This window comes from Shewanella benthica KT99, assembly GCF_000172075.1.
Lineage (GTDB): Bacteria > Pseudomonadota > Gammaproteobacteria > Enterobacterales > Shewanellaceae > Shewanella > Shewanella benthica_A.
Window position 1 is genome coordinate 49299 of record NZ_ABIC01000012.1, and the last position, 24687, is coordinate 73985.

At 45.3% G+C, this 24687-nt stretch carries 25 protein-coding genes and 6 pseudogenes; 25 read left to right on the forward strand and 6 right to left on the reverse strand.

Features of this window, described 5'->3' with window-relative positions:
* The first annotated feature begins 121 nt into the window (after positions 1 to 121).
* Both KT99_RS07820 and KT99_RS07825 read left to right on the forward strand, forming a co-directional pair.
* Positions 122 to 511 carry a DCC1-like thiol-disulfide oxidoreductase family protein gene (locus tag KT99_RS07820; RefSeq protein WP_005498698.1) on the forward strand — a complete coding sequence of 130 codons (390 nt, stop codon included), beginning with the start codon at positions 122 to 124 and terminating at the stop codon, positions 509 to 511.
* A gap of 210 nt (positions 512 to 721) precedes the next feature.
* On the forward strand, positions 722 to 1129 hold the full coding sequence (locus tag KT99_RS07825) for a VOC family protein (protein ID WP_005498700.1): 408 nt from the start codon (positions 722 to 724) through the stop codon (positions 1127 to 1129).
* Positions 1130 to 1225: 96 nt separating this feature from the next.
* Here KT99_RS07825 and pepA read toward each other — a convergent pair whose 3' ends face one another.
* Complete coding sequence (pepA, locus tag KT99_RS07830) at positions 1226 to 2734, reverse strand: leucyl aminopeptidase (protein WP_005498702.1); 1509 nt, start codon at positions 2732 to 2734, stop codon at positions 1226 to 1228.
* Between the two features lie 221 nt (positions 2735 to 2955).
* Here pepA and lptF point away from each other — a divergent pair, with 221 nt between their 5' ends.
* The 5 genes and pseudogenes from lptF (at position 2956) to KT99_RS07855 (ending at position 7627) form a co-directional block, all read left to right on the forward strand.
* Positions 2956 to 4068: an LPS export ABC transporter permease LptF gene (gene lptF / locus KT99_RS07835; RefSeq protein WP_040571730.1), complete on the forward strand. Its 1113-nt coding sequence runs from the start codon at positions 2956 to 2958 to the stop codon at positions 4066 to 4068.
* Positions 4065 to 5123, forward strand: coding sequence for an LPS export ABC transporter permease LptG (gene lptG, locus KT99_RS07840; RefSeq protein WP_005498707.1), 1059 nt, complete (start codon positions 4065 to 4067; stop codon positions 5121 to 5123). Before lptF ends, lptG begins: the two co-directional genes overlap by 4 nt.
* Positions 5124 to 5554: 431 nt before the next feature.
* Complete coding sequence (locus tag KT99_RS07845; RefSeq protein WP_005498709.1) at positions 5555 to 5890, forward strand: P-II family nitrogen regulator; 336 nt, start codon at positions 5555 to 5557, stop codon at positions 5888 to 5890.
* Positions 5891 to 5902: 12 nt separating this feature from the next.
* Positions 5903 to 7163: pseudogene (locus KT99_RS07850) on the forward strand (ammonium transporter).
* A 113-nt stretch (positions 7164 to 7276) separates the two neighbouring features.
* Positions 7277 to 7627: a hypothetical protein gene (locus KT99_RS07855; protein ID WP_040571740.1), complete on the forward strand. Its 351-nt coding sequence runs from the start codon at positions 7277 to 7279 to the stop codon at positions 7625 to 7627.
* A 172-nt stretch (positions 7628 to 7799) separates the two neighbouring features.
* On the opposite strand, the pseudogene KT99_RS22780 reads toward KT99_RS07855, so the two are convergent.
* Positions 7800 to 8153 (reverse strand): annotated as a pseudogene (locus KT99_RS22780) (hypothetical protein); the annotation flags it as partial.
* Positions 8154 to 8376: 223 nt separating this feature from the next.
* On the opposite strand from KT99_RS22780, the gene aroG reads away from it, so the two are divergent.
* From aroG to KT99_RS23270, 4 genes are all read left to right on the forward strand, one after another.
* Positions 8377 to 9432, forward strand: a complete 1056-nt coding sequence (aroG, locus tag KT99_RS07865; RefSeq protein ID WP_005498733.1) for a 3-deoxy-7-phosphoheptulonate synthase AroG — start codon at positions 8377 to 8379, stop codon at positions 9430 to 9432.
* Positions 9433 to 9621: 189 nt separating this feature from the next.
* The gene (locus tag KT99_RS23260) at positions 9622 to 9876 is read left to right on the forward strand and encodes a DUF6444 domain-containing protein (protein WP_005498734.1); all 255 of its coding nucleotides are present in this window, start codon (positions 9622 to 9624) and stop codon (positions 9874 to 9876) included.
* A 71-nt stretch (positions 9877 to 9947) separates the two neighbouring features.
* Positions 9948 to 10277 carry a hypothetical protein gene (locus tag KT99_RS23265; RefSeq protein ID WP_269764032.1) on the forward strand — a complete coding sequence of 110 codons (330 nt, stop codon included), beginning with the start codon at positions 9948 to 9950 and terminating at the stop codon, positions 10275 to 10277.
* Positions 10274 to 10750, forward strand: coding sequence for an IS66 family transposase (locus KT99_RS23270; protein ID WP_005498736.1), 477 nt, complete (start codon positions 10274 to 10276; stop codon positions 10748 to 10750). Before KT99_RS23265 ends, KT99_RS23270 begins: the two co-directional genes overlap by 4 nt.
* A gap of 289 nt (positions 10751 to 11039) precedes the next feature.
* Here KT99_RS23270 and KT99_RS22260 read toward each other — a convergent pair whose 3' ends face one another.
* A complete protein-coding gene (locus KT99_RS22260; RefSeq protein WP_005498737.1) occupies positions 11040 to 11216 on the reverse strand; it encodes a hypothetical protein in 177 nt (58 codons plus the stop codon).
* Between the two features lie 235 nt (positions 11217 to 11451).
* Between KT99_RS22260 and KT99_RS07880 the strand changes: the two genes are divergently transcribed.
* Together KT99_RS07880 and KT99_RS07885 are read left to right on the forward strand one after the other, a co-directional pair.
* Complete coding sequence (locus KT99_RS07880) at positions 11452 to 13221, forward strand: ABCB family ABC transporter ATP-binding protein/permease (protein WP_005498738.1); 1770 nt, start codon at positions 11452 to 11454, stop codon at positions 13219 to 13221.
* A 168-nt stretch (positions 13222 to 13389) separates the two neighbouring features.
* On the forward strand, positions 13390 to 13653 hold the full coding sequence (locus tag KT99_RS07885) for a hypothetical protein (RefSeq protein ID WP_040571741.1): 264 nt from the start codon (positions 13390 to 13392) through the stop codon (positions 13651 to 13653).
* A 49-nt stretch (positions 13654 to 13702) separates the two neighbouring features.
* Here the strand turns inward: KT99_RS07885 and KT99_RS07890 are convergent, their stop codons facing one another.
* On the reverse strand, positions 13703 to 13906 hold the full coding sequence (locus KT99_RS07890; RefSeq protein WP_040571731.1) for a hypothetical protein: 204 nt from the start codon (positions 13904 to 13906) through the stop codon (positions 13703 to 13705).
* A gap of 307 nt (positions 13907 to 14213) precedes the next feature.
* Between KT99_RS07890 and KT99_RS07895 the strand changes: the two genes are divergently transcribed.
* The 8 genes from KT99_RS07895 to KT99_RS07925 all read left to right on the forward strand — a co-directional run bounded on the left by KT99_RS07895 (position 14214) and on the right by KT99_RS07925 (position 21396).
* Entirely contained in the window at positions 14214 to 14849 is a 636-nt protein-coding gene (locus KT99_RS07895; RefSeq protein ID WP_005498744.1) for a DUF5610 domain-containing protein, read from the forward strand.
* A gap of 115 nt (positions 14850 to 14964) precedes the next feature.
* Positions 14965 to 15714: a ferredoxin--NADP reductase gene (locus KT99_RS07900; RefSeq protein ID WP_005498745.1), complete on the forward strand. Its 750-nt coding sequence runs from the start codon at positions 14965 to 14967 to the stop codon at positions 15712 to 15714.
* A gap of 177 nt (positions 15715 to 15891) precedes the next feature.
* Positions 15892 to 16899 carry an extracellular solute-binding protein gene (locus KT99_RS07905; RefSeq protein WP_040571732.1) on the forward strand — a complete coding sequence of 336 codons (1008 nt, stop codon included), beginning with the start codon at positions 15892 to 15894 and terminating at the stop codon, positions 16897 to 16899.
* A gap of 147 nt (positions 16900 to 17046) precedes the next feature.
* Positions 17047 to 18678, forward strand: coding sequence for an ABC transporter permease (locus KT99_RS07910; protein ID WP_005498748.1), 1632 nt, complete (start codon positions 17047 to 17049; stop codon positions 18676 to 18678).
* 36 nt (positions 18679 to 18714) lie between these two features.
* Positions 18715 to 19743 carry an ABC transporter ATP-binding protein gene (locus tag KT99_RS07915; protein WP_005498750.1) on the forward strand — a complete coding sequence of 343 codons (1029 nt, stop codon included), beginning with the start codon at positions 18715 to 18717 and terminating at the stop codon, positions 19741 to 19743.
* A gap of 134 nt (positions 19744 to 19877) precedes the next feature.
* The gene (locus KT99_RS07920) at positions 19878 to 20816 is read left to right on the forward strand and encodes a Dyp-type peroxidase (RefSeq protein ID WP_005498751.1); all 939 of its coding nucleotides are present in this window, start codon (positions 19878 to 19880) and stop codon (positions 20814 to 20816) included.
* Between the two features lie 33 nt (positions 20817 to 20849).
* Entirely contained in the window at positions 20850 to 21038 is a 189-nt protein-coding gene (locus tag KT99_RS22785) for a hypothetical protein (RefSeq protein ID WP_232504267.1), read from the forward strand.
* The gene (locus KT99_RS07925) at positions 21001 to 21396 is read left to right on the forward strand and encodes a phospholipase A (protein ID WP_232504268.1); all 396 of its coding nucleotides are present in this window, start codon (positions 21001 to 21003) and stop codon (positions 21394 to 21396) included. The genes KT99_RS22785 and KT99_RS07925 overlap by 38 nt, the downstream gene beginning before the upstream one ends.
* 228 nt (positions 21397 to 21624) lie before the next feature.
* On the opposite strand, the gene yghU is transcribed toward KT99_RS07925, so the two are convergent.
* Complete coding sequence (yghU, locus tag KT99_RS07930) at positions 21625 to 22482, reverse strand: glutathione-dependent disulfide-bond oxidoreductase (RefSeq protein WP_005498758.1); 858 nt, start codon at positions 22480 to 22482, stop codon at positions 21625 to 21627.
* A gap of 194 nt (positions 22483 to 22676) precedes the next feature.
* Positions 22677 to 22892 (reverse strand): annotated as a pseudogene (locus KT99_RS07935) (M13 family peptidase); the annotation flags it as partial.
* Positions 22893 to 22989: 97 nt separating this feature from the next.
* Here KT99_RS07935 and KT99_RS07940 point away from each other — a divergent pair.
* The 4 genes and pseudogenes from KT99_RS07940 to KT99_RS07950 form a co-directional block, all read left to right on the forward strand.
* Positions 22990 to 23193, forward strand: a pseudogene (locus KT99_RS07940) (putative quinol monooxygenase); the annotation flags it as partial.
* 92 nt (positions 23194 to 23285) lie between these two features.
* Positions 23286 to 23771 (forward strand): annotated as a pseudogene (locus KT99_RS23540) (IS4/Tn5 family transposase DNA-binding protein); the annotation flags it as partial.
* Positions 23772 to 23804: 33 nt separating this feature from the next.
* Positions 23805 to 24170 (forward strand): annotated as a pseudogene (locus KT99_RS23545) (transposase); the annotation flags it as partial.
* Positions 24171 to 24342: 172 nt separating this feature from the next.
* The gene (locus KT99_RS07950; RefSeq protein ID WP_005498766.1) at positions 24343 to 24591 is read left to right on the forward strand and encodes a DUF3297 family protein; all 249 of its coding nucleotides are present in this window, start codon (positions 24343 to 24345) and stop codon (positions 24589 to 24591) included.
* The last annotated feature ends 96 nt before the right edge of the window (positions 24592 to 24687 follow it).

Below are 24687 nucleotides of genomic sequence, written 5' to 3' on the forward strand. Positions count from 1 at the left end.
ATTTTGATTACTTTCACCCTAAGTTTTTACTTATACCATTCCGAGTAAGTATCTGAACTGACCAGATACTTATATGGAATGGTATTAGATGTGGGCCATATATATCGACTAAACTCAATAGATGAACGAAAATAAGCCAAATTTATATGTTCTCTACGATGGTGGCTGCCCCCGATGCATCAAGGATAGAGGCAAGTATTCACGTATCGCGGGACGCCATGCCGATGGGGTCTACTGGTTCGATATTACAGATCAGGACGAGAAGTTAAAGGCTTGGGGAATCGCCCCATATAAGGCGTTGACCGAATTGCATGTGATCATTGGCGAATGTGAGAATGTTAACCAGCCTAGAGTCGTATCTGAGCTTGATGCCTACATAGTCCTGATGCTAAGGGTGCCGATACTTAAACCATTGGCCTGGTTGATGGGGCGAAAGTTAGTGCGTCCGCTATTATCAAAGCTGTATCGCAAGGCTGTCTACAGGCGGCTTAAATGTGAAGGCAGGTTATAGATGGCGATTACACTGACCCATTATGTCTGCTTGCATGTCATGAATGTTATCGAGCTTTATCGTATAAGCGTTTACCGGCGGCTTTATTGCGGAAGGGGATTATAGATGGCAATTACACTGACCCATTATGTCTGCTTGCATGTCATGAATGTTATTGAGCTTTATCGTATAAGCGTTAACCGTCGGCTTTATTGCGGAAGGGGATTATAGATGGCGATCGCACTGACCCATATCGCTTTGCACGTCATGGACTTTGAAGCTTGTGTCGATTTTTACTGCTCCTACGCTGGCATGAATGTCATACATGAGCGACCAAGCGGAGAAAAGCGTATCGTTTGGCTCTGCGAGCCGGGACAGGAGTCGCAATTTATTATTGTGATGCTCCCAGGAGGGGAAGGCCATCAGCAGCAGATGAATGATTTTTCCCACTTAGGTTTTGCACTGGAGAGTAAAGCAGCCGTAGATAAAATTGCCATGCGTGCCGAGGAAGAGGGGATCTTGGTTTGGGGTGTGCGGGAAGATAGTTATCCTGCAGGTTACTATTGTGGTGTCAGGGATCCCGACGGCAATTTTGTCGAGTTCAGCTATGGTCAGCCACTTGGGCCAGGCGCTCCCTGAATTGGGGAAAGTATAGCGCTACTGAAACCACAAAATAAAAGGGCGAACACGTATGTGTTCGCCCTTTAGTGTATTACTTAGTGATCAAGGCTGAGCTTATTCCCCTTGAGGAACCCCCGCTCGGTTAATTAGAAACTGAGTCAATAGCGGTACAGGACGTCCGGTAGAGCCCTTGTTCGCGCCACTGTTCCAAGCGGTACCAGCAACATCTAAGTGTGCCCAGTTGTACTTCTTGGTGAAGCGAGACAGGAAGCAAGCTGCCGTGATGGCACCAGCGGGACGACCGCCAAGGTTAGTCATATCGGCAAATGGGCTTTCAAGATGCTCTTGATACACATCCCACAATGGCAAGCGCCATGCGCGATCGCCACTCTGCTCACCAGCATTTAATAGCTCGTGTGCCAGCGGGTTATGACTAGAAAACAGACCCGAAGCGTGCTTACCCAGTGCGATAACACAGGCACCCGTCAGAGTCGCAGTATCAACCACTAACTCAGGGTCGAAACGCTCAACATAGGTCAATACATCACATAATACCAGGCGACCTTCTGCATCTGTGTTTAACACTTCGACAGTTTGGCCCGACATAGTGGTGAGGATATCACCGGGACGGTATGCATTGCTCGATGGCATGTTTTCACAGCCTGCAAGAATACCGATTACATTGATTTTAAGATTGAGGTCACAAAGGGCTTTCATTGTACCGATAACACCGGCGGCCCCGCCCATGTCGTACTTCATCTCATCCATGGCTTCGCCAGGCTTAAGTGAGATACCACCGGAGTCGAATGTCAGACCTTTACCAATAAGCACAATCGGCTTCTGAGTGCTGTCGACCGCGCCCTTGTACTCCATCACAGTCATGATGGATTCGTTGGCACTGCCACGGCCCACAGCCAGGTATGAGTCCATGCCCAACTTGGCCATCTGCTCTTCGCCTAAGGTGGTCACAGTGAGCTTTTCACAGACTTCACCCATTTGGCGAGCTTGTGATGCCAAATAGGCTGGATTACATATGTTAGGCGGCATGTTGGCAACATCACGACAAAGATGCATACCGGCTGACACGGCCATACCGTGTTCGATTGCACGCTCACCCACAGCCAGTTCACGGCGTGTCGGTACATTGAAGATTAGTTTGCGTAGCGGACGGCGAGTCTCCTCTTTATTGGTTTTCAATACATCGAAGTTGTAAAGGCTGTTCCGTGTCGTTTCAACGGCTTCACGAACTTTCCAGTAAGTATCGCGACCCTTCACGTGCAGTTCAGTCAGGAAGCAAACGGCTTCCATGGAACCAGTTTCGTTAAGCGTAGTGATGGTTTTGTTGATGATCTGCTTGTATTGACGCTCATCGAGCTCGCGTTCTTTACCACAACCAACCAAAAGCACACGTTCACTGAGAACATTAGGTACATGATGTAAAAGAAGCATCTGCCCTGGCTTGCCTTCGAGATCCCCACGACGAAGTAAATTGCTAATGTAGCCTTTGCTGATCTTATCGAGCTGCTCAGCAATACCCGATAGGCGTCTTGGTTCATATACGCCAACCACTATGCAGGCTGAACGCTGTTTTTCCGGACTGCCGCTCTTAACGCTAAACTCCATGAGCTCTCCTAGATTCTTAAAGACAAATTTTATTATTTATTAGATAATGTCTGCTTATACCCAAAACGGGCCTAAATTTGATACATCGAAGTTTGTTTTTTTAGGTGTTTCTATACCGTATTTAGTTAATGGTTGGTTATAAAACTACCAAAAGTAGACAGTTTACATGAAAGTTAACCTGTTACCAGCATAATTATAAGTTTAAGGACCGGATCCAGCCTGTGATTGTATTTAGATATTTGATTCGAGAAGTTTTCAAGGCACAAATAGCCGTTCTTGCAGTACTTTTAGCTATTTTTATAAGCCAACATTTTGTTCGTGTACTCGCAGATGCATCTGACGGAGAATTTCCTGCTTCATTAGTCATGACCCTATTGGGTCTTAATTTACCTTATCTGGCCGTTTTGGTGATACCGCTGAGTTTATTTCTCGGTATCTTAATGGCTCATGGCCGAATGTATGCCGACAGTGAAATGGTTATTCTTCACGGCGTGGGAGTGAGTGAGTGGTATATCACTCGAGTGACCCTGTTGTTGGCCGTAGGTAATATGATTTTTACCGGTATTCTGTCGGTTTATGTGACACCTTGGGCCGAAGAGAAGCAGAACCAGGTACTCGAGCATGCTCAGTCAGAAGCCGGGCTGGCAGCCATCACTCAGGGACGATTTCAAACCAGCCCCAATGGCAGAGCCGTGCTTTTTGTCGAACGAATTGGCCGAAATAACGAACTGTACAAGGTGTTCGTAGCACAACTACCAGATCCTGATGATGAATCCGGTATCAGTAATATCGTCGTTGCCCAAGGCGGTAAGGTCATCGAGGATGAAACCGGTGGCCAGCGCTTGCAACTGAGTGATGGTGTACAATATCAGGCGACGCCTAAAAAAGTGGATTTTCAGATCATCGAGTTCGGTAGCTACCAGATGCAGATCAAGGAGCAACCGGTCGATGAGCGCCGCCGTAAGCTTTCCGCGATGCCTATTAATGAGTTGATGGATATAGAGGGACCCGCGGCAACGGCTGAATTTCATTGGCGTCTGGCCATTCCCTTAGCGATTCCTTTAATGACGCTTATTGCCGTGCCTATGGCTAGGGTTAATGTGCGTCAGGGCAAGTTCGCCAAGATGTTCCCGGCGGTGCTACTTTATCTGGGTTATTTCTGTCTGATGATTGCCGGGCGTAAAGCGCTGGAAGACGGCGTGATACCTGAGTATCTAGGGATGTGGTGGATACATGCATCCGCCTTATGCATGGGGATACTACTCTTAGGGAAAGAGCGTCCTTCCGGTGCTAAACTAAGCGGAATATTTAAGCGCAAGAGAGTCAAAGCGTGAAAATATTAGACTTATATATCGCCAGAACTTTAGTCAGCAGCTCAGCCCTGTGTCTGCTTATCCTCACCGGTCTATCCGGCATCATTAAGTGGGTGGATCAGCTTCGCGTCGTTGGCCGTGGCAACTATACCATGCTCGATGCAGGCATCTATGTACTGTTTCTTATTCCTCGTGATATCGAGATATTCTTCCCTATGGCGGTATTGCTCGGTGCCTTGATCGGCATGGGTATGCTGGCATCCGGGTCGGAACTCGTGGTGATGCAGTCTGCTGGCTTGTCTCGCTTTCAAATCACTCTGTCGGCAATGAAGACTGCCGTGCCACTCATGCTGATGATTATGGTGCTGGGTGAGTGGGGAGCACCCGCTGCAGAAAGGCGTGCTAATGAACTGCAAGCATTCAAGGTGTCCGGTGGCAGTCTGATCAAATCAAGTCGTGGGATCTGGGCAAAAGATGGTGATTTATTCGTTAATATCGGCGAAGTGGAAAATATTAACAGCCTGCGTAATATTACCTTGTATGAGTTTGATAGCACCTTGACCTTAGTGAAGACCATTCATGCAGAGCGCGGCGTATACTCAAATGATCACTGGCGCCTTCTCGATGTCAGGCAAATAGATTTGACCAAGGACAAGGTGACACTGACCGACCTGACCCTGTATCGCTGGGATTCAACACTGACACCAGATAAGTTGAGCGTTGTCTCGGTCAAGCCAGAATCTCTCTCTATTCAAGGCTTGCTGGGCTATCTGGACTATCTCGAGGCGAACAACCAAAATTCTGGCCGTTATGAGTTGGCGCTGTGGCGTAAAATCATGCAGCCCGTCACCGTTGCTGTGATGATGTTGGTGGCGCTCTCATTCGTGTTCGGTCCACTGAGATCCGTGACCATGGGGGCTCGTGTATTGTTGGGTGTTATTGCCGGTTTCACCTTCTATATCAGCAGTGAAATTTTCGGACCTCTGACTCTGGTCTATGGCTTGCCAGCCTTCCTCGGCGCCGTGATGCCGGCACTGATATTCAGTAGCGTAGCGATTTATTTTATTAGGAAATAGTTAGCAGAATAGTCTTAAGCTATAAGCTATAAGCTATAAGCTATAAGTGTGATGTGACACCTTATGTAAGCGGTAAGGTGTCATTAGTATCGAGTCATGTAAAATCTCTATTTCAACATCCACATTTTAAAATCAAACACTCTAAAACTCCCCCGTATTACATCCGTCACCTAGTCATCTAATGTTTTATACCACCTCATTTATCCAATTTAACTCCCGTTACAGGCTGGCTATAACCATGACAAGCCCGAATATTTGTCTGCGCTATATTTGTGCGAACTGTGAATATTTGCACTCGTTTGGTGCATTTGTATTCGATGGTGTTTACCTAATCTTTATTAACTCATTAAAAGTTAATGGTTTGTTTTCTTGGTCTGATGATTGAATAGGTGAAAGTAGAAATAAATAACCAACATACCTTGGAGGTCAGCATGAAACTGGTCAGCGCTATCATTAAACCGTTCAAATTGGACGATGTCCGCGAAGCAATCGCTGCAGTGGGTATCGAGATGACCGTCACCGAAGTGAAAGGTTTCGGTCGTCAGAAAGGGCATACAGAGCTGTATCGAGGCGCCGAGTATCAGGTGGACTTCCTTCCAAAGGTTAAATTAGACATTGCGACCAAGGCCGAAAATCTGGAGTTGTTAATTGAATCTATTACCAATGCTGCCCGTACTGGCAAGATTGGAGATGGCAAAATTTTTGTCACCGATCTAGAACAGGTTATCCGTATCCGTACGGGCGAGACCGATAGTGAAGCATTATAAGGGAGAAGCGTGATGGAAGATTTAGCCAAATTAGGGGTGACAGTTTCTGAGTTAAGGTTCGCTCTGGATACCTTTTACTTCTTGATTTCGGGTGCGTTAGTCATGTGGATGGCGGCCGGTTTTGCCATGTTGGAGGCCGGACTCGTACGCTCCAAAAACACCACAGAAATTCTCACCAAGAATGTGTGTCTGTATTCGATTGCCTGTGTGATGTATCTGATCGTGGGATATAACATCATGTATGTCGATAACGGTGAAGCTGGATGGTTACCTGCTATTGGTACATTTATTGGCAGTCAGGCCGATGACGCAGATCATGCACTCGAGTCTGATTTCTTCTTCCAGGTGGTGTTTGTCGCTACCGCTATGTCCATCGTTTCCGGTGCGGTAGCCGAGCGCATGAAACTATGGGCTTTCTTAGCATTTTCTGTCGTAATGACAGCCTTTATTTATCCAGTTGAGGGTTATTGGACCTGGGGCGGTGGCTTCCTGTCTGAAGCTGGATTTGTCGATTTCGCCGGTAGTGGTATCGTTCATATGGCTGGTGCGGCGGCAGCGATTGCCGGTGTTATTCTGTTGGATGCCCGTAAGGGTAAATATGGTCCAAATGGCCAAGTAAACCCAATTCCGGGTTCAAACTTACCTATGGCGACTCTGGGTATGTTTATTCTGTGGATGGGATGGGATGGGATGGTTTGGCTTTAACGGTGGTTCACAGTTACTGGTATCCGATACTGAAAATGCAACCGCGGTGGCTAAAATTTTCCTTAATACCAATTCTGCGGCGGCATTTGGCGCAGTGTCGGCACTCGTCGTCTGTAAACTGGTGTGGGGAAAGGCAGATCTGACCATGATACTCAATGGTGCATTAGCCGGACTCGTGGCCATTACTGCCGATCCCTTATCACCTTCAATTTCCTTCGCGGCCGTGATAGGCTTGATTGCCGGTGGCCTGGTCATCTTCTCCATTGTGGCGTTAGATAGGCTGAAAATTGATGATCCCGTGGGTGCTATTTCGGTTCATGGTGTGGCGGGTTTCTTCGGTCTGATGTTAGTGCCGCTGTCTAATGCCGATGCGACTGTCTTAGGTCAACTTTATGGGGCTGGCGTCATCTTTACATGGGTATTCTCAGCTTCTTTCGTGGTCTGGTATCTACTTAAGTTGACCATGGGGATCCGTGTTACCGAAGAGGACGAGTATAAAGGAATGGATGCTGCAGATTGTGGCATAGATGCCTACCCTGAATTCGTTTCAGTCAAGAGTGCCCGTTAAATTAGGCAAGAGTTTATACTTGTAAGACGCGACTCGTCATAAATCAAACAGGGAATAATGCCCTGTTTTTTGTATCATGAATAGAAGAGTAAACATGAATGGGGCAGCCAGAGATGATATTTTTTAACAGTCTTGGTAAGACGAGTTTAGCCTTCTTCACCTTAGGTGCACTATGCTTGTCGGCGCTAAGCCATGGCGGACAAGTCGTGGTCCGCAAGTCCAGCGAGCCCTTCGATGCCTTTGCCGTGAGAGATCAGGTTTTACAGGATCATCAATGGCAAGAAGTACTGAGAATGCAGCAACAGATCCAGATCTTACAAGCCCTTCCCTCAGGATGTATCTTACTGGCTAGACCCTACACTTATTATTCCTGCCAAGGCTTATTTTATCGGCCTTATCAGAATCGGGATGTCTATATTCAGGTGGATGCGGTTGGCGATCCGGCTGGGCAAATTATCAAGTGATATTGCTGTTAAAAACAACGGACTTGTTAACTTCTTGTAACTTTTATTTTCTGCATCATTTGTCATCATGACATAAGCTACACCAAGGATATCGAAACTTAAGGCTTGAGACCTATGATGAACACTTCGATATTGTCACTAACCTTAATGGCAAGTTTTTCATGTTTGACTCCTATATATGGTTGCGGATCAAGCTGTCGAAATTGAAATAAGCTCGTCTGCTTTGTTGGTGACTCAGGGGTTCTCTTCCTGCCATTTTTTGCTTATCGGTGAACCAAACAGTGCCGTTAAGCCTGGTGCTGTTGTAGTCGCTCATCCAACTGACAATATTGCCGCCATTGGAGTGGGTGAGCATGATGAGATCATCGATATTCTTATGCTGAATAAATGTGTGCAGCTGGTTGGCCAAACAACCCGCGGCGGCTTGATCCCACATGTATTGATCGAAATTACCGTCGATACATTCCCTGGACCAATAATCCGTTGCGGCATAGGTTTGATTACCGGTGCCATGGATAATTAAAATAAAACACCTAGGTTTATTTTAATTAACTCGGTATTTCTGCCGGCTATCCTCTTCTTTAATTGAAAACTAGTTTATCTTTTATCTTTATATAACAAATACTTGTTTATTATTTATTGTTCATGACTATATCTTGTTGCATTATGGGTGGATACTGGATAAATTGAACTTAGTAGCGCAATTGAGAGAAGTCTGTTTTAACGATAGCCGGAGTGAGTTTATTACTATGTATTACAAAAATGATGACGTTCGAATTAACAAGATCAAAGAATTACTGCCACCAATCGCACTATTTGAGCGATTTCCGGCGACTGAGAATGCATCGGCTACCGTTTTTAACGCACGCGAAAATATCCACCAGATCTTAAAGAAAAATGATGACCGCCTATTGGTTGTCATTGGTCCCTGTTCAATTCATGATCCTAAAGCTGCGCTAGAGTATGGTGCGCGTTTAGTGAAACTGCGTGAGCAATACAAGGACCAGTTAGAAATTGTCATGCGAGTCTACTTCGAAAAGCCCCGCACCACAGTGGGTTGGAAGGGACTGATTAACGATCCATTTATGGATAATAGCTTCAGGCTAAACGATGGGCTGAGAACTGCACGTAAATTATTGCTGGATCTCAACAATCTTGGCATACCTACGGCGGGTGAATTTCTCGATATGATCACCCCACAATATGTTGCCGATCTTATGTGTTGGGGAGCGATTGGCGCAAGAACCACAGAGTCACAAGTACATCGTGAACTGGCTTCGGGTCTCTCCTCTCCGGTAGGTTTTAAGAATGGTACCGATGGCACCATTAAGGTTGCTATTGACGCCATAGGTGCGGCGAGTGCGCCTCATCACTTTTTATCTGTGACTAAGTTCGGTCACTCGGCCATTGTCGAGACCAAAGGTAATTCGGATTGCCACATCATCTTACGGGGTGGTAAGGAGCCAAATTATAGCAAGGAGAATGTGAGTGCCATCAGTGAGCAACTTGAGAAGGCCGGATTAGACATTAATATCATGGTTGATTTCAGCCATGCCAATAGCTCTAAGCAGTTTAAGCGCCAAATGCTGGTAGGAGATGATGTGGCTGCTCAAGTCTCTAAAGGTAATTATGGGATATTTGGTGTCATGATCGAGAGTAACCTCATCGAAGGCCGTCAAGATTATGTTGCAGGTCAACCTCTGTGCTATGGCCAGAGTATTACCGATGCTTGCATTGGCTGGGATGATACAGAGTCAATTTTAGCGACACTAAACCAGAGTATCATTGCCCGCCGCTCGGCTTGATTGCTTGTTAGCTTGATAGAGATAGCGGCAAAAAAGGAGACCTAGGTCTCCTTTTTTGTACATGGAAGTATTTATCCGTGATCGCAGGGTAACCGTTCACCAGCCCCGTATTGACACGATCAATTGATGATCGATAAGGTTTGGTCATATAGCTATTGAACGATCTCTTTTCCATGTGAAAATGGCTTCATGAAAAAGAAAAAACAATTCGAGAAAGAGCCGCCTTCGATTGATAATATCAGCGAAGCCAACCTGTTTATCCGTGAGCTTTGGCAAACGCTACGTGAGTATGAAGACAGGTTGATGCTCAGTTCTCGTCACTTATCCAAATCACCCTCCTCTGATTCCCCTGCGGATAAGGCCGAGCGAAAAAAGCTCAAACGCCTCGTAGTGGAAATAAGGTTGGCGCTCAACCTGGACATACGGGGCATAAAAGACCACTAGCGGAACTCGGCGAAAACGATGAGCAAATCGCTTGTTTGCCAGAGGCCTGTTGCTCCGATTGTGGTGGTGAAGTGACTGCCAATAAGTCTCCCAGTTATCGTCATCAGGTGTTTGAGCTGCCTGAGCCTAAGCTTGATATCACTGAATATCAGCTATTTCATGGACGTTGCCAGCAATGCAACACGGTGAGCAAAGGCGCCTTACCTAAGGATACTTCTGATGGCCAGATGGGACCAAGACTGCTTAGCTACGTAGCTGTGCTCAGTGGTTTATATCATCTGAGCGTACGAAAAATTCAACGTTTACTGCAAGACCAATATGGCACTCATTTCTCTACAGGCCTCATTTCTGAGGCTCAAGGGCGAGTCAGTAGTATGCTGACGCGGTATTCCAAGTGGTGAAATACTTTCGCAATAAGGATGCCGCCAAATCGGTATTAGGTGCACAGACTCAAGCTATCGTAGTGAGCGACCAATGTCCGAGCTACAACTGGATAGCCCCTGAGCGTCATCAGGTTTGCCTAGCCCAGGTGCTACGCAATTTACAACAAATGGCCGATTATTCAGGAAAAGGCCTCACTGCGAATATTGGTAACCGACTGGTATTGCTTTTCAAGTCCGTATTTCGCATCCAGCATAGATATGAATCCGGTGAAGTTGAGGAAATAATGTGGCGTCGGCGAATGCAACGACTAAGGCGCAGTATTAAGCGCTGGCTTGAGTGCGGGGGAAATGTGCCCGCTTCACGCTATGCTGGCAGATGCCGTCATATTCTCAAATATGAGCAAGGCTTATGGGCATTTCTTAATCACCCAGGCACTCCTCTGACCAATAACGAAGCAGAACGCTGCATACGTGGTAGCGTGGTAGCGTGATCATGCGTAAGATTTGCTATGGCACCCGTTCAGATCGAGGGGAGAAGTTCCGTTCCCGGTTACTGTCAGTGGTTGAAACATGCAAAAAACGGCAGTTATCGCCAATTACAGTGATAAGTAAGATCGTTACAGCCGTTGTAGGGAACAGAGAATACCCAGACGTGTTTGACCTGGTGTCAGCTTAGTCAACTCCCTTCTGGTGAACGCTTGCATCGCAGGGATAGCGAAAGAGGGGATTTGTGTGTTCAGTAGGAAGTGAAAAATTTCATCTTAATCTAGGGTGAATGGATTAACCTTGGTTATGATTGAGCAGATATTCATTGGCTTTCGCTAGGCTTCCGAATGAAACGATAAGTTTATTTTGGCCCTTTTGTTGAATGTCTGAGTCCTCGGATTGGGTCATCATCCATATCCAGGTCTGGATGAGTGGCAACGGCGGATATTGAACTTTAGGTGAACCCTGCATGTGTATTTCCTTTAAAATCGCTTATAAGGGTTGGTCGTTTCCCTTACTTGGTCTGCGTTAAAAAAGAGTATCAAATTACTTTGTCGTATTTAACAAGAAACGACATTATTTAACGATTGTTCAAAAATAATTGCTTTATATAGCCCTTTTGTACCATTAAGAATGATGATTTGTAAGTCTAAAGTCTTAATGTTGGACTCCTGCAATGCTCAACTTGTATTAGGATTGATAATAAATGCGACCCTCTCTTTATTTCGATGGACCCATAGATAAATTGAATCTCCATGTATTAAAGCTAATTTGGCCTTACCTGTTAGAGTTTAAACAAAGGGTGATACTGGCCTTGTTATGCTTGATTATTGCAAAATTAGCCAGCGTCTCTCTTCCCTTCATATTAAAGTCTCTGGTGGACGGTTTAAGTACGGCATCACCTGAGCAGTTGCTCAGTGTGCCTATCGCTTTGGTCGTAGCCTATGGCGGACTCCGGCTGCTTAATACCTTGATCTCAGAGGTCAGAGATACCTTGTTTGGTCGTGTGACCGAGCGGGCCATCAGAAGGTTAGGGCTCAATGTTTTTGAGCATCTCCATCGTCTCGATTTAGAATTTCATCTGGAGCGAAAAACCGGAGGCTTGTCCCGGGACATAGAAAGAGGGACCAGCGGCATCAACTTTTTGATGCGCTTCATGGTGTTTAATATCGTGCCTACGATATTAGAAATAGCCTTAGTCGTCGGCATATTTCTTTATAATTATGGTATCGCCTTTGCGGCAATCACCCTAGGGTCTGTCTTGGCCTATGGGCTGTTTTCTGTACTGGCAACTGAATGGCGCACCGAGTACGTGCGCGAAGCCGCTAGAGCGGATTCACACTCTAATACCCGTGCCATCGATAGCCTGCTTAATTATGAAACGGTTAAGTATTTTAATAATGAAGCCTATGAGGCGAGGCGTTACGATGAAGCGTTAGAAGAGTGGGAGTATGCAAAACGGAAAAATCGTCTGTCATTGTTTGCCCTCAATATAGGTCAAGCGCTGATTATTTCGCTGGCAATGACTATGATGCTGGCACTCGCCGCCTATAATGTGGTGCAAGGCGTGATGACCATAGGTGATTTCGTGCTAGTTAATGCCTTTATGATGCAGCTTTTCATCCCACTCAATTTTTTGGGGTTTGTGTATCGGGAAATTCGCAGCGCCTTAGCCAATATAGAGAGAATGTTCGGCCTGCTGAAACGGGTTCCTCTCATTCAGGATAAAAAAGGTGCCAAAGAGGTCTGCCTGGGAGTTGGAGAGTTGAAGTTCGAGTCTGTTAGCTTTAGCTATAATACTCGTCAAATTCTGCAAGATGTGAATTTTACCATTTTCCCCGGACAGAAAGTCGCTATCGTAGGGGATAGTGGTGCGGGTAAGTCTACTATCGTTAAACTGCTTTTTCGTTTCTATGATGTCGAAAAAGGCTGTATTAGCTTAGATGGTGTCAATATTAAAAACTTGACTCAAGATGCACTTCGCCAAGCTATCGCCATAGTGCCACAAGATACCGTGTTGTTTAACGATTCACTGCTAGAAAATATTCGCTATGGTCGTCCCGATGCCAGCGACGAGGAGATTCACCAGGCCATTAACATGGCGCATCTGTCTCATTTCATTGATACCTTGCCCGAAGGCTGGAATACCCCAGTGGGAGAGAGAGGCTTGAAGTTATCAGGCGGGGAGAAACAGAGGGTCGCTATCGCCAGGGCGATACTAAAGGGCTCGCCCATTTTGGTGTTCGATGAAGCGACATCTTCATTAGATAGCCAATCGGAACAGGCGATATTGAATGCACTCAAAGAGGCGGCTAAAGGGCACACCAGCTTAGTGATTGCCCATAGACTCTCTACCGTTGTCGATGCGGACCAAATTCTGGTGTTGAGCCAAGGGCAAATTGTCGAAACGGGTAATCATGAGTCACTTTTAGCCAATGATGGTTTATATGCCAAGTTATGGAACATTCAAAACTAACATTATAGGAATGGATATAGTGAATATAAATCTACAGGCTGACGGGACATGCTGTAGAATATTCAATATTAGTTAATATAAATGCACGTGCTTGGTTATTAGTTCAGCATTAGTTCAGCTTGTATAATTGTCATATAAACAGGAAACCAATACGGTGAGATGATAACGATGAAGAATATTCCTTTACAGGTAAACATTGAAGGTCAGGACCGTTTCGTCGATACCGATTGGTTAGCGATAATGGCGACGCTTAAGAAGCGTGGCCTAGAACAAGATGAGCTGTTGAGTCTCTATCTTGAGCTGACATCAGGAATGAGAGTCACGACTCGTGGTCTTAGTCTTGCTAAATTGAATCTTAGTATGGAAGTTCATGGCTTGATTCGAGAGACTAAATTCTCTGCCAATGATTATGCGGGTATGATGGAGGGGTAACTTACTTGATGCTTTTTTGTCGACTCAGATAATTAGAAAGCGTGTCAGTTTAACCCGCTTTCCATCCATCGCAAGCAATATGAGGCAAGTTTTGATTAGCTTTAGAGTGTGGATCAAATAGACTCAGACTGATAATCTCTCCCTGACGAAAACAGATAGACTCCCCTTCGATTACGGTCAAACGATCACAGTTATTGCAATTGAGTGCACGTTCTTTGGTCGATGGTTTTTGGCTGTCAAATTCTGAGTTCAACTTAACTCTCCCTGTGCTTTTCTGTTGTTGGTCATGTCGCAAAGCGAGATTCTGCAATAAGAATCGATAAATATCCAGTGTAGATTATTATATTCATCGCGAAATATAGCAATTATACTTATGGTTAACCTTACAAACGTTCAGATTTCTCACGGCATTCCTCCGATTTTGATTCTATTCTACTGTGTAAACTCAATTTTTCCTGAACTGTATATCTTAAGCTCATAGATATTCGAGTATGGATGCTAAAGCTGGTCGGAAATCAGCCGATAATGGTTAGGTAGAAATATCATCTTGAGAGGCAGTTATGGAAATCCACCCCCATGGGACAGAGGTGTCCCGAGTCGCCCGCGATAAATCTGATTCGGCAGGTAATCATGGTAAAAACGTATCTGACGTTGCGAGTAATAAATCAGCAGAGCAGGGTAAATCCGTATCTGGAGTCGCTAGCAATAACTCGGCATATGCGGCCAGTAAACACTTGATGAATACGGCGATTATCTCGGCTCAGCTGGAGGTTAATCTTAAGTCCGCTGATGAGCCGATGATATTATTGTATCGTGCGGCTATCGAAGCCCTAAATGCAGAACTGGCCCCTGCCGTGGGTCCCAATGCGACACAGAGAATTTATGACAGCGGTGTCGATACCTCAGCTGAAGCGACGGCAGAAAGAATCGTGAATTTTTCGACTCAGTTCTTCAGCCTATATCAGGGACAGAATTCTGATAAGGGATTCGATGAGCAGCTTGACTCCTTTATGGAGATCATTGGTGACGCTATCGATAAGGGCTTTGGTGAGGCCAGAGAGATCTTAAACGGGCTGCAGGTGCTCGAAGGTGGTATCGCCGATGACGTAGACCAGACCTATTCATTAGTTCAAGCAGGGCTCCAGGAATTCAGAGACAGCTTTTACCAACTTGATGATGAAACCGAAGACGCTTAAGCGATGAATTTTAACTCGATGATTTAGTCGATCGCGATATTATCTTTAATTTATTAGATAAGCGTTAAGCTTTATGCTAAAGATCAATTAGTTGAATTTGTAGCTGGAGCTATGCATGTGGATTGAAGGTGAAGTCGTCGGACGCGTCGATTGGAATGATAAACTGTTTTCATTGAAGATAAGAGCCGATATTCAGCCTTTTATCGCCGGTCAATTTATTAAGCTTAGTCAGGTAATAGACGATAAACGTGTGGGCAGGGCCTACTCAATTGTTAACCCGCCAAATGGTGACATCATAGAGGTATTGGCTGTTTCGGTCGAAGACGGTCAACTTTCTCCTAATCTGCAGCAACTCAAGGTGGGTGATAAGCTCGATGTCTCACCTAAAGCCTCTGGCTTTATGACCTTAGAGGAGATCCCCAACACCTCTTTTGCAGGTAAGCAGTTGTGGTTATTAGCAACGGGTACGGCTGTGGGTCCCTTTATCTCTATGCTGGAAACGGATGAGCCTTGGCAGAGGTTTGAAACTGTGGTCTTAGTTTATGGGGTACGCTTAGCGGAAGATCTGGCTTACAAGGCGCAGCTGTTACAGCTTGAGCGACGCTATCCTAATCAATTCAAATTAGTCTTATCTGTTACACGGGAAACCTTGCCTGAAGCAATACAGAGCCGTATTTCGACTGGGATTCAAAGCGGAGAGATACAAAAAATAGTTGGCGTCGAGATCACGGCGCTGGATTCACAAGTCATGCTTTGCGGTAACCCGGATATGATATCTGATACCAATAAAATCTTGCTCGATATGGGCTTGGCCAAGAACCTGAGGCGTGCGCCGGGCCAGATAACGGTAGAGAAATATTGGTGATAGATCCGCGTATTTTAGTACATATCTAAATACAATAAATTGATAAATATCTTATTTAAGACACATTACCCTTTATATGACTTGCCGAAAGCGGCAGGATTCATTACTCTAACTGCGATTGATAATAATTATCATTATAGTGTTTCGCATCGGCGTGTTGTAGAGGGAGTTTTTTAGATGAAAATAGCAAGAAGTATGGCCATTTTAGGCTTGGTTTGTTTCGCTTCGGCAGCGAATGCGGCCGAGAATTTGACTGTTTACTCATACCGTCAGGCATTTCTAGTTAGGCCTATCTTAGCTAATTTCACTAAAGAAACCGGCATCGACGTGGATGTGGTTTTCTCCAAGAAAGGCATAGCCGAGCGCATGATGCGTGAAGGCCGTTTGTCTCCTGCCGATATCGTACTGACTTCTGACTTCTCTCGTTTGATGGAACTCGTCGACAAAAATCTGGTTATCCCTGTCGATAGTGAGCTGCTGAAAGCGAATATTCCTGCTAAGTATCGCTCGCGGGAAGACAATTGGTACGCCTTGACCATGAGAGTTCGTAACATTTATTCATCTAAAGACAGACTGGGTAAATTGGATATCGATTATGAAGATCTGGCCGATCCTAAGTACAAAGGCAAAATCTGTACCCGTAGCGGTAAGCACCCTTACAATATCTCGCTGGTTGCCTCTATGATTGCTCACCATGGTGAAGCAGATACTAAGACTTGGCTCGAGGGGTGGAAGGCTAATCTTGCCCGTAAACCTCAAGGCAATGACCGTGCTCAAGTTAAAGCGGTAAAAGAGGGCTTGTGTGATATCGCCATAGGCAATAGTTATTATCTAGGCAAGATGCTTCAGGACCCTAAGCAAGTACCTTGGGCCGAAGCGGTAGAGATTAACTTCCCCAATCAAGATAATCGTGGTTCACATATCAATGTGTCTGGGATGGCGCTGGCTAAGCACACTAAGCATAAGGAGAATGCGATTAAATTAATGGAGTATCTATCGGGTACTGCTGCGCAGAAGAGCTACGCCGAGATCAATATGGAATATCCAGTGAAGGCCGATGTTAAGCCGTCTGACCTAGTGGCTTCATGGGGCGAGTTTAAGGCCGATGAGCTGCCAATATTCAAACTTGCCGAGTACCACAAGGCGGCAGTTAGATTATTGGATGAAGTTAAATTCGATCTATAAAAAACAAGTTCGAGTATGAAATAGCCTTCAATTGAAGGCTATTTTTGTTTTAGTCAGTGATACCAATCGGTATTATAATTCTTCTCATTTAAGCTTAGATTTAGGTTGGTCGGGGATAATGCTTCGTCAAATAAAGTGGACCCATCAATGATTTTAGGTTTATCCAGAACTTGGTCTCTCGCTGGCTATCTCATCGCGGCGATAATTATACTGCCACTGCTGGCTATCATAGCTCAGGCCTTCGTTCCCTATGAGGATGTGTTTAGCCATCTTTTTAATACCGTGCTGCCTACTTATATCAGTAATACTATTTTACTCATGCTCGGTGTCTGTATCTGTGCATTGCTGATTGCGACGCCCGCCGCCTGGCTGGTGGCTAAGTGTCAATTCCCCGGGCGGAAAATGTTTCAGTGGGCACTGTTACTCCCTTTAGCTATGCCTGCTTATGTGGTGGCCTATGTCTATACGGATCTATTGGATTATGCCGGACCTGTGCAAAAGATTCTGCGTCTCTGGTTTGACTGGCAATCTCCGAGTGATTATTACTTCCCCGAGATCAGAAGCTTAGCGGGCGCCTCCGTGGTGCTTGCCCTGGTGCTATTTCCCTATATTTATCTCCTCGCCAGAACGGCCTTTATGGAGCAATCATCTAGTTTGCAACATGCTTCAAGAGTCATGGGCTGTGGTCCCTGGCAGAGCTTTTGGCGCCTGAGTCTGCCTATGGCGAGGCCTGCCTTGGCGGTCGGGGCATCGTTGGTGGCGATGGAGACGGCGGCGGATTTTGCTACTGTGAGTTATTTCGCCGTGCCTACACTAACGACAGCGGTTTACGATACCTGGCTTGGCTATGGCAGCTTATCGGCTGCGGCCAAGCTGTCTGCTATCATGCTATTAGTGATCTTTTCCATGATAGGCTTCGAGCGGTTTGCCCGTAGGAAGCAGCAATTATTTCAGAAGCAATCTGGCCCCAATGAAAACTCAGTCTCTAAGCTTAAGGGCTTAAATGCCGGCTTAGCCACGGCTTATTGTAGCCTCTTACTCTTGTTTTCATTCCTGCTGCCGTTGGTTATTTTGTTGCAATATGCCTGGGATTATTTCGATGAAAGTTGGAATACCGCGTTTTGGCAGTATAGTTTCAACAGTCTTTATATCGCCGCGATTGTCAGTGTTATCGCGGTATTTATCGGCGTACTCTTGATATTCATTCAAAGAATTAGCCCTAGAGTGTCAGATATCTTGCCTTCTCGACTCGCCTCGACTGGGTATGCACTTCCGGGGACTGTGCTGGCTATCGGTATTCTGGTGCCCTTCACCATGCTGGATTTTGCCGTCAATGATCTCTATGAATATTTTGGTCAAGCAGGACCTGGACTCGTCTTTACCGGTAGTGTATTTATCATTATCTTTGCCTTCTGTATTCGTTTTTCGGCCATCGCCATCGGTAGTGTTGAAAATAGTTACAAACGCATCTCACCTTCACTGGACATGGCGGCTATCACTATGGGGCTTAAGCCTAAAGCCTTGCTGTGGCGAGTACATATGCCGTTACTGCGGAAGGGCATCTTCGCTGGGTTATTACTGGTGTTTATCGAGTGTATGAAGGAGTTACCTGCAGCCTTATTATTACGCCCTGTGGGTTTCGAAAACTTAGCGACTTATGTATATCAGTTCGTCTCCGACGAGCAACTCGAGCATGGTGCACTCGCGGCTATTGTTATCGTGCTGGTTGGCTTGGTGCCGCTTATTTATTTAAATCGCTCTTTAGAGCAAGAAAACTAACGATTAATCCTTTTGGGTGCTGGAGCAAAGAAAAATATGTCGACATTAAGTATTCGAGGCGTGCACAGTGACTATCAAGGTCAGCAGGTATTGAAAGGGTTAGATTTAACCCTAGAAAAAGGTGAGATAGCTGCGCTTCTGGGCCCCAGTGGCTGTGGCAAGACGACCTTGCTTAGGGCTATTGCTGGATTACAAGCCGTGAGCCAAGGTGAAATCAGCATCAATGGCGAGACTTTGACCGGACCTCATGTGTTTATCCCGAGTGAACAAAGAGGTGTTGGGATGATCTTCCAGGATTATGCATTGTTTCCACATCTTAACGTTGCCGATAATATTCTGTTCGGGGTTAAAGATTTAGATAAGGCTGAAAGATTAGCCCGGCTGGATGAGATGCTCGAACTCGTTAAGCTAGAGGGGCTGGCTAAGCGTTATCCCCATGAGCTTTCAGGCGGCCAACAGCAGAGGGTCTCGATCGCCAGAGCCTTGGCTTATGAGCCTGAGCTATTATTACTCGATGAGCCTTTCTCTAATATCGATGCCAAGGTTCGCGGCGAGATGATGTTAGAGATCCGCAATATTCTCAAACAGAGGAATGTCAGCGCCGTGTTTGTCACCCATAGCAAAGACGAAGCCTTCGTGTTCGCCGACAAGCTAGCATTATTCAAGGATGGCTATATCGTTCAGTATGGTACGGCCGAGGAGTTGTACACGGCACCCAAGGATAGATATGTCGCGGACTTTTTAGGCAGTGGCAATTATATACCCGCATCGGTGAAAGATGATTTTGTCGTCGATACTCCTATTGGCTTACTCACCAGTACCACGCGGCTATCGCATCCGGTAAGTTATCGAGGTGAGATCCTCATCAGGCCCCAGCAACTGGAGATCAGCGCCGATGAGCAAGGCCTTGGGGTGATCATAGAGCGTCGATTCCTGGGTAACATCTGTCATTATCAGGTTCAGGTGGCGCAGCATTTTTATGAGGTGAAGAGTCATCTCAGTCAGTTTATGCCCGGTCAGAAAGTACATCTTCAGGCCCAGGCTCACTCTTTAGTCGTATTCTGAAGATCCCAGATGCCTACTGTGTTAACTTAATTGTTTTCGTCAAAGTGATTAAATGTGCGTTAGTTCATGTCATTATTATCTAAAGTTATGGATAATAATGCCAAAATTGAATTAGTGCTGAAGGTAATTGAGAGATGGATAATCAGGTTATGCCTCGTGAACAGTTAGGTGTGTGTGCAGAAGGAAATTTGCACAGTATATATTTGATGTTTAATGCCAATGAGGGGGTAGAAACAGATCTGCGTCCTTGTATCGCTAATGTGGCTCAATATATTTATGAGTTGACCGATCAATATGCCGATAGTGCATTCAACGGTTTTCTGGCTGTAGGAGCCAACTATTGGGATAGTCTGTATCCTGCTGCTCGTCCGGCTCAACTCAAGCCATTTCCTGCCATGAATGCCGATAATCGGAATGCACCAGCTCTCGAATATGATCTCTTCGTTCATATCCGCTGTGATCGTTTTGATATTTTGCATCTGGTGGCGAACGAAATCTCGCAGATGTTCGAAGGTTTAGTCGACCTAGTCGATGAAGAACGAGGCTTTCGCTTCATGGACAATCGAGACCTCACTGGATTCGTCGATGGGACCGAAAACCCTAAGGGACGCAGTCGTCAGGCTGTCGCCCTGATCGGTGATGAAGATGCACCTTTCAAATCGGGCAGTTATATTCATGTACAGAAGTTTGCTCATAACCTGAGTAAATGGAATCGCCTGCCACAGAAAAAGCAGGAAGATATTATCGGTAGAACGAAACAAGATAATATCGAATATGAATCAGCTGATAAGCCTCTCACCAGTCATATCAAGCGCGTCAATCTAAAAGACAATGATGGTAAGTCAATGGAGATCCTCAGGCAAAGCATGCCTTATGGGTCGGTTAAAGAGCAAGGTTTGATGTTTATCTCAAACTGTCGTAACTCGAATAACTTTGAGAAGATGCTTGAGAGTATGGTTCACGGTGATGGCAATGGAAATCATGATCACCTATTGCATTTCACTCAGGCACTGACAGGCTCTTCATTCTTCGCGCCATCATTGGATTTTATGCAAACTAAGGCTGGGATTTAACGGTCACAAATCAACTATGATATGAAATTTATTTTGGCACATTTAAATTACAAGTCTTTAGGTATAGCCTCTCTATTACTAGGCACCATCAGTCAGGTGCAAGCTTCTTCAATGAGTGAATGTATTGCTCATCAAGTTGAAATCGGCACCGACAACATGACGCTCGGTGAGATAAGGCGGATTTGTGAGGCACAAGCATCTATGGAATCGGGTTTTCGCTGAGTTGATTTTTGAGAAAGAGAATTGGGTCTGGTTCGTCAGACCTTGGTATCGCTTGTCTGAGGATACTAAAACTGACCCGCTAGAGCCCGGTGGCGATGATAACCCAGATATTGCTGATTACATGGGGCATGCCGAATATGGCGTGGGTTACGATTTCGGCGATTATGAGTTGAGTGTAAAACTGCGTCAGAACTTTTCAACCAGTAATGGTGCGGTGCAGGTTAATCTCACAACCCCATTGTATGGCAAGCTGAAAGGCTATGTGACCTTCTTCAACGGTTATGGTGATAGCCTTATCGATTATAATCACAACCAGACTCGCTTTGGTTTAGGTATCGCGCTCAATAATATGTTTTAAATCGCACATAGAATTAAGAGTATTAAACAGATGAATAACAAACTGCTTCATGCCCGCTGGATCACCCAAGAAGTCTTCGACACGGGCAAAGAGATGGTTGGTAATGGTATAAAACCCAAGCATTAATCTTGGCTTTATACCATAGGAATCTTATACCAGTTCCATTAAGTAAGTGATCATTCAGTGTCATAAATTTAATGGGATTGGTATTATGTCGACAGCCAGATTTTAAGGCTGTTTCTTTAGTACCGCATCTATGTCTGATGCGCTATGACGTTCATGCAACTGCTCCCACTCTTCGCCCCAAGTACGGTTGACGATTTTTCCGCGTTGTACTGCGCTGCGTTCGTCTATCTGTTTTGCCCAGCGTTGCAGGTGGGTGTAGCTCGCCACATCAAGAAACTCAGCGGCCTCATAGAGTTTACCCAGTACTAAATTACCGTACCAAGGCCAAATGGCTATATCCGCAATACTGTAGGTGTCACCGCCGATAAACTCATTGTTTGCCAGCTGCTTATCAAGTACATCGAGTTGGCGTTTGGTTTCCATCGCGAAGCGGTTGATGGGATATTCGAATTTTTCTGGTGCGTAAGCATAGAAATGGCCAAAGCCACCACCAAGATAAGGTGCTGAGCCTTGTAGCCAGAAAAGCCAATTCATCACCTCGGTACGTGCAGCGATATCTTTCGGTAAAAAATAACCAAACTTCTCGGCGAGATACAACAAAATATTGCCAGATTCAAACACTCTGATTGACTCAGGTGTTGAGTTATCTGTGAGTGCCGGGATCTTAGAATTGGGATTGATATCGACAAAGCCTGAGGAGAACTGCTCGCCTTCACCGATATTAATCAGATAAGCATCGTACTCGGCTGCTGATACACCTTTAGCGAGTAACTCTTCCAGCATTATGGTGACTTTTTGGCCATTAGGCGTTGCCAATGAGTGCAGCTGTATTGGCTGTTTACCTACAGGCAATACTTGCTCATGTCTGGCGCCTGAATCGGGACGATTGATGCTGGCCCATTGGCCGCCGTTTTCATTATCCATGGTCCAAACTTTCGCTGGCGTATATTCGTTAGTCATACTGTTTCCTATCTGCTTAGCTGTTATTAATTGGGGCTATTTCGCTATTTAAAACCTCAAAACCATTAATTCGATATAACTCTTTGTTGTTGGATTGTCTTATAAGGAATAAATAATACCAGTCAGAGATCTGACTGGCATTATTTTTTACTTGAGACTGCTAACTTACCGCTTATGACTTAAAACGGTCTGGCTAGCATCTGAGCAACATGCTCAACATAGGCGCTGCGTATGTTGATGAAGCGCTCGCTATCTTCAAGGTAATAAGAGCGATCGGGTAGACCTAATCCGCCGGCACCGATAGACATCTCATACTGGTTTGGATCTAAGCGGTTAAACCACCCGCCTCCAGAAATCGGTGATGTTGCGCCTGTGAACCAGGCATGAGCCAAGACTTTAGTTAAGTCATCGCCGGGTTTATATTTTGCTAAGATGAGCTTATTATTACTTCCAACAAGTTAGACTTAAGCCCTGACTAAAATTGAAACTCATACTCGAAGAAAGCATATGGCTCAGCTCACCATTTTGGCTAATATCATCGCCAAAGCAGATAAAGTTGAATTAGTTAAAGCAGAATTATTGAAGCTTATTGATATCACTCGTGCAGAGGAGGGTTGTATCGATTATGTCCTTCATCAAGATAACGAAAATCCGGCGCATTTTACCTTTTATGAGAATTGGGCTTCACGAGAGTTATGGCAAGTGCATATGGGCTGACTCTTCTACACAAATATTGAGAAAATTGAACTTTATTGAATCACCAGGATCTGATCATAAAATTCAATAACTTAAAGTCTTTAACAATGTCAATTTTCAATGCAGAAGAATGGGCTAAATCTCACTTTCAACATGCTAAATTAGGTGATATTCGCCGTGCTGATAGGTTAGTCAGTACCGCAGCCAATATGGCTCGTAGCAGCGGTAAGTCTATCGCGCTATCATGCCGTGGCAATGAAGCTGAACTAGAAGGGGCTTACCGATTGATCCGCAATGATAATGTTTCTCCAGATATGATCCGAGTCGCAGGATTTCAACATACCGCAAAAGAAGCCGTGTCGGTTGCAGAAATTCTCGCGCTAGAAGACACCACCTCACTGAGCTATAAGCATCAGGTCGCTGCCGATTTGGGCAAACTGGGCCAAAAGACCGATAGATCACGTGGTTGGTGGGTTCACTCAGTCATGCTGCTGGATAGTCACACCACCAGAACCATTGGCTTAATTCATCAAGATTGGTGGTGTCGCCCTAATCATCCCGAAGATGCTGATGAAAAAGAAAGTGGCAAGTGGCCGGATGCGTCACATTTTTGCCGAGAGCGTTTAGGTGAAACCATGTCACGGGTGATTTCAGTCAATGTGATTTACGCCCAAGAGAAAGCATCAGCCACGGTTACCGAGCCATTACGCTGGATACTATTAACCACAGAACCCATAGAGACTTTAAAACAAGCCCTGCATGTTATTGATATTTATGCTGCCAGATGGCGAGTAGAAGATTTCCATAAAGCCTGGAAAACAGGCGCAGGTGTTGAGCGGCAGCGAATGACGGAGCCGCAAAATTTAGAACGCGCCGTTTCCATTTTGGCCTTTATTGGTGTGAGATTACTGCAACTGCGAGAAGTCATGACCTTAGCCCTCTACCTCAGAAAGAAAGGGCTTAGCGATGAAGCAACAAGCATAGAAAATCAGTGTTGGTCCTTTTTTTTCGCTATAAATTGCCTAGCTATAAAATATCTGGCACTTGTCTAGAGAAGAGGGGGGAGTCACTCACATTTATTACTGCGGCTCTTGAGCATAAGGTCTGTATTGCCTACAATAGTGCACGTTTTATTCACTACCACTTTTACTACAGGCCACGACCATGAACGACACTAAATCGCAACCAGCCTTACCAGATCGCCTTTCCGGTAATCCCCGTAGCCCACATCATGTGGCAGAAATTTTTGAGCACCAAATAGGTATTATGCTCAATGGCAAAGAGCGTTTTGATGTTGAGGAATATTGCCTCAGTGAAGCTTGGGTAAAAGTTCCGTCGCACAAAGCGTTGGACCGTCGCGGACAACCGCTGCTGCTGACGATAAAAGGCAAGGTTGAAGTTTTTTATAAATAAACAGACTTAACAACCCACTGTTAAGCCTTTTGAAGATACGCCCTTTATCATTGTGCTGCTGAGTAGCATGGAGAGGAGGGCGTTTCTGTTTGTGGG